At 74.3% G+C, this 4,604-nt stretch carries 2 protein-coding genes; both read right to left on the bottom strand.

Annotation, left to right across the window (positions count from 1 at the left end; genetic code table 11):
- On the bottom strand, positions 1-407 hold a 407-nt coding region (locus ACFW6P_RS31975; protein ID WP_386425770.1), incomplete at its 3' end, for a beta-ketoacyl synthase N-terminal-like domain-containing protein.
- Positions 404-4,604 (bottom strand): acyltransferase domain-containing protein (locus ACFW6P_RS31970; RefSeq protein WP_386425768.1); only part of this gene is annotated, 4,201 nt, incomplete at its 5' end. The genes ACFW6P_RS31975 and ACFW6P_RS31970, both read right to left, overlap by 4 nt.

Here is a 4,604-nt window from a genome sequence, read left to right as displayed (position 1 = left end):
GCCTCCCACGACACCTCCAGCACCAGCCGCTGCTGCGGATCCATCGACACCGCCTCACGCGGCGAGATACCGAAGAACCCGGCGTCGAAGTCCTCCACATGCCCGTCCGCCAGGAACCCGCCCTCACAGCCGTAACTCTTGCCCTCCGCCTCCGGATCCGGATCGAACAGATCCAGCCCCCGCCACCGCCCCGGGAACCCGCCCACCGCATCCCCACCGGACGCGAGCAACTCCCAGAACGCCTCCGGCGTGTCGATACCACCCGGCAGGCGGCACGCCATCGACACCACCGCGATCGGCTCGGTGCGGGCGGCCCGCTCCGAGTCGAGTTCCTTCTCGGTCTTCAGCAGGGCCGTCGTGGCACGCCTCAGGTAGGACTCGAGCTTCTCGACGTCGGGCGCGGTCATGAACTGACTCCAAACTTGTCGTCAAGGAACTGCAGAAGGTCTTCGGTGCTGTCGGCCTCGAGGTCGAGCGGGGCCGCTTCCGCGGTGGTGACGGTCTTCGTCAGGCCCTCCTTGAGATCGAGGAAGGCCGATGCCAGGCCCTGCGACTCGAGCTGTTTCGGCGTGGCGGACCGCAGGAGTTCCACCAGGCTGTCGATCTGCACCTCGGTCAGCGGGCCGGTCCCCGCCCGGCGTCCCGGGCGCTCGGGAACGTCGTCCTGCGGCAGTCGGTCCAGCAGGAACGCCGCGACGGAGTCCGGGGTCGGATGGTCGAAGGCCAGGGTGGCCGGCAGGGTGAGCGCGGTCTCCGCGGACAGGCGCCTGCGCAGTTCCACCGCCATGAGGGAGTCCAGGCCCGCTTCCTTGAAGACCTGGTGCGCGTCCACGGCCTCCGGGCCGGGGAGGCCGAGCACCACGGCGGCCTCGCGGCGGACCGCCTCCAGGACGGTGCGGCGTCGTTCCTTGGCGGACGCGGAACGCAGCCGGTCTCGGAGGGTGACCGGTGCCGTCGCGCCCTGGGCGCGACGCAGCCTGCCCCGGAGCAGTCCACGCAGCAGGGCGGGTGTCTCTTCCCCCTTGTCGAGACCGCGTTGCAGCGCTCCCGGACTCAGCTTGACCGGCACGAGGTGCGCTTCCGGGCGGGACAGCGCGGCGTCCAGGAGGCGCAGCGCCTGGCCGGAGGTCAGCGGGGAGATGCCGCGGCGGCGCATCCGGGCCAGGTCGGCGTCCTTCAGGGCGTCGGTCACTCCGGCGCCGTTGGGCTCCCACAGGCCCCAGGACAGGCTCGTGCCGGGCAGGCCGTCTGCGCGGCGGCGGGCGGCCACCGCGTCCAGGACGGTGTTGGCGGCGGCGTAGGTGGACTGGCCGGCACCGCCGAGGATCCCGGCGACCGAGGAGAACAGCACGAACAGGGACAGGTCCGCGCCGACCCGGCGGGTGAGCTCGTCGAGGTGGACCGCTCCGGCCGCCTTCGGGCCCATGACCGTCCACAGACGTCCGGGGTCCTGGTTCTGGAGCAGGCCGTCGTCGAGTGTGGCCGCCAGGTGGACGACTCCGGTCCACGGGCGGCCGTCCGGCGCGGCGGCCAGGATGTCCGCGAGCCGGCCGCGGTCGGTCACGTCGCACGCCTCGATGCGTACGGTCTCGGCGCCGGCGTCGTGGAGTTCGCGTACGAGGTCCGACGCGCCGGGGGCGTCGGGGCCGCGGCGGGAGGTCAGCACGAGGTGGCGGACTCCGTGTGCGCGGACGAGGTGCGCGGCGACCTGCCGGCCGAGCTCACCCGTGCCTCCGGTGACGAGTACGGTGCCGTCCGGGTCCGGGCCGTGCGCGGAGCCGTCGCCGCCGACGGTGCCGGTGGCACGGACCAGGCGGGCGGCGAGCAGCGCCTCGCCCCGTACGGCGATCTCGGGTTCGTCCGTCACCGTCAGCGCGCGGGCCAGCGCCGGGGAGGGCCCGTCCGTGTCGATGAGGCGCAGGACCCGCTCGGGGTGCTCCGTGCGGGCCGCCCGCAGCAGGCCCCACACACCGCTGTGGGCGAGGTCCGGCACACCGTCGCCGGTGTCCACGGCGCCGCGGGTGACCCAGACCAGCTCGGTGGAACCGAGCCGTTCCTCGGCCAGCAGCGCACGCAGCAGTTCCAGGGTCCCGGCCGTGCGTGCCCGCAGGTCCGCGACGGTGCTGCCGTCGTCCGTGTCCGGTGTGCCCTGGGCACCGGCGGTGCCCGGGGCGGAGGCGGCGAGGACGATCAGCCGAGCGGGCGCCGGGGAGCCCTCGGCGAGACGCGCCGTGAGGGCGTCCGCACCGGCGAGGTGCTCGATGTGTCCGGTGTCCGTGACGTCGGCCGGCCCGGCGAGGAAGCGCTCGTCGCCGAGCAGCCAGGTCGCAGCCGTCTCCTGCCGCGTCACCGGGGCGAGGAGCGGCTGGAAGTCCACCTGGTGGAGGTGCTCCACCGGGCGGCCTGCCCGCAGCTGTTCCGCGCTCGCCTCGCGCATCCGCAGCGCGCGGGCCGCGGCCACCGGCCTGCCCTCGGCGTCGGCCACCCACAGCCGGGCGCTGGAGCGCGCGCCGTCCAGGTCCACGCGCACCCGCAGGGTGGAGCTGCCCGTGGCGTGGAGTTCCACGCTCTCCCATGCGAAGGGCAGCAGCACGCGCCGGTCGGACTCGTCCAGGTCCCGGACGGCCTGGACGGTGTGCAGGGCGGCGTCGAGCAGGGCGGGGTGCATCCCGTAGTCCTGGGCCGGGACTCCCTCGGGGAGGCGGACGAGGCCGTACGCGGTGTCGCCGTCACGCCACAGCTCGGTCAGGCCCCGGAAGGCGGGGCCGTATCCGACGCCCTGGGCGTCCAGCCGTTCGTAGAACCCGTCCAGGGGGACCGCCTCGGCCTGGGGGGCCGGCCAGTCCCGCAGGCTCTCGAATCCCTGGTCGTGGCCCTCCGGGAGGCCGTCGAGCAGCCGTCCGGAGGCGTGGCAGGTCCAGTGCTCCCGGTCCGACTCGGGCCGCGAGTAGACGGCGATGGAGCGCTCGCCCTTCAGGTCGGGCGCGTCGACCGCGACCTGAAGGTGCACGGCGCGGCCGTCGTCGAGGATCAGCGGCTCGGACAGGGTGAGTTCGCCGACGTGTCCGGCGCCGGTCTCCCGTGCCGCCACCAGGGCGAGCTCCAGCAGACCGGTGCCGGGGGCCAGGACGGTGCCGAACGCGGCGTGGTCCTTCAGCCAGGGGTGCAGCGCCGTCGACAGCCGGCCGGTGAACAGATGTCCCTCTCCGCCGGCCAGCGTCGTGACGGCGCTCAGCCAGGGGTGCCGCGCGGCGACGAGGCCCATCGAGTTCGCGTCGCCCGTCCCCTGTGCGGTATCGGCCCAGTAGCGCTCGCCCTGGAAGGCGTACGTGGGCAGGAGTACCGCGTCCGCGCGCCGGAGCCCGGCACCGAGGGCGCGGCTCCAGTCGACGTCGAGGCCCTGGACGTGCAGCAGGGCGAGGGTGCGCAGGAGGTCGCCCAGGTCGCCGTGACCGCGCTGGAGGCTCGGCACGACGAGGCCGTCCGTGTCGGCGCAGCCGTTCGTGAGCGGCATGACCAGCACCGGGCTGGGGCTGACCTCGACGAACACGTCGTAGCCGTCGTCCAGCAGCCGGGCCTGGGCCAGGTCGAGGCGCACCGGCTCGCGCAGGTTGCGGCACCAGTAGTCCGCGTCGAGTCCGGTTCCGTCGAGGGGCCCGCCGGTGACCGTCGAGTAGAACGGTACGCCGGTGTGCCGCGGGCGCAGGACGGTGAACTCGGCTCGCAGGCCCGGCAGCAGGGGGTCCATGTGCGCGCTGTGCGAGGCGCAGGCGGCGTTGAGCTTCCCGCACGAGATGTCCTCGTCGTCCAGCTCGATCAGGACGTCCTCGATCGCGTCGGTGTCGCCGGAGATCACCGTCCAGCGGCCGGTGTTGACCGCGGCGATCGACAGGGCCTCACCGTACGGCGCGATGCGCTCCCGCACCTCGGCGACGGGCAGTTCGACGACGGCCATCTCGCCACCGCCGCCGTCGGACCGGAGCGCGCGGCTGCGCAGCGCCACGATGCGGGCGCCCTCGTCGAGGGTCAGCGCGCCGGACACGACGGCCGCGGCCACCTCGCCCTGGCTGTGGCCGACGACCGCGGCGGGTTCGAGGCCCAGCGACCGCCAGGCCGCCGCCAGCGCGACGTACATGGCGAAAAGCACGGGCTGGACGACGTCCAGACGCTCCAGGGGCAGGGAGCCGGAGTGCTCGCCGCGCAGACGCTCCAGCACGGACCAGCCGGTGTACGGCCGCAGCGCCGCGTCGCAGGCCGTCACGGTGTCCCGGAAGGCGTCGCTCTGCTCCAGCAGCGAACTCCCCATGCCCTCCCAGTCGGTGCCCTGGCCGGGGAAGACGAACACGACCTTCCCGCGCGGTGCGGCGGTGCCCTGGGTGAGGGCGGGGTGGGGGCGGCCGTCGGCGAGTGCCCGCAGGGCCTCCACCAGCTGGTCGAGGGAGTCGGCCGTCACCGCCGCCCGCGACTCGAAGTGCGTACGGTGCACCGCGGCCGTCCGCGCCACATCCGCCAGACGCACCCCCTCCTGCCCGGCCAGCCACGACGCCCAGCGCCCCGCCTGCTCCCGCACCACCGCCCCGTCACGACCCGACACCACCACCGGC

It is taken from the genome of Streptomyces sp. NPDC058741 (genome assembly GCF_042746715.1).
In the GTDB taxonomy this organism is placed as follows: domain Bacteria; phylum Actinomycetota; class Actinomycetes; order Streptomycetales; family Streptomycetaceae; genus Streptomyces.
Note: the sequence above shows the minus strand (reverse complement) of the source record. Positions and strands in the feature narration are given on the sequence as shown.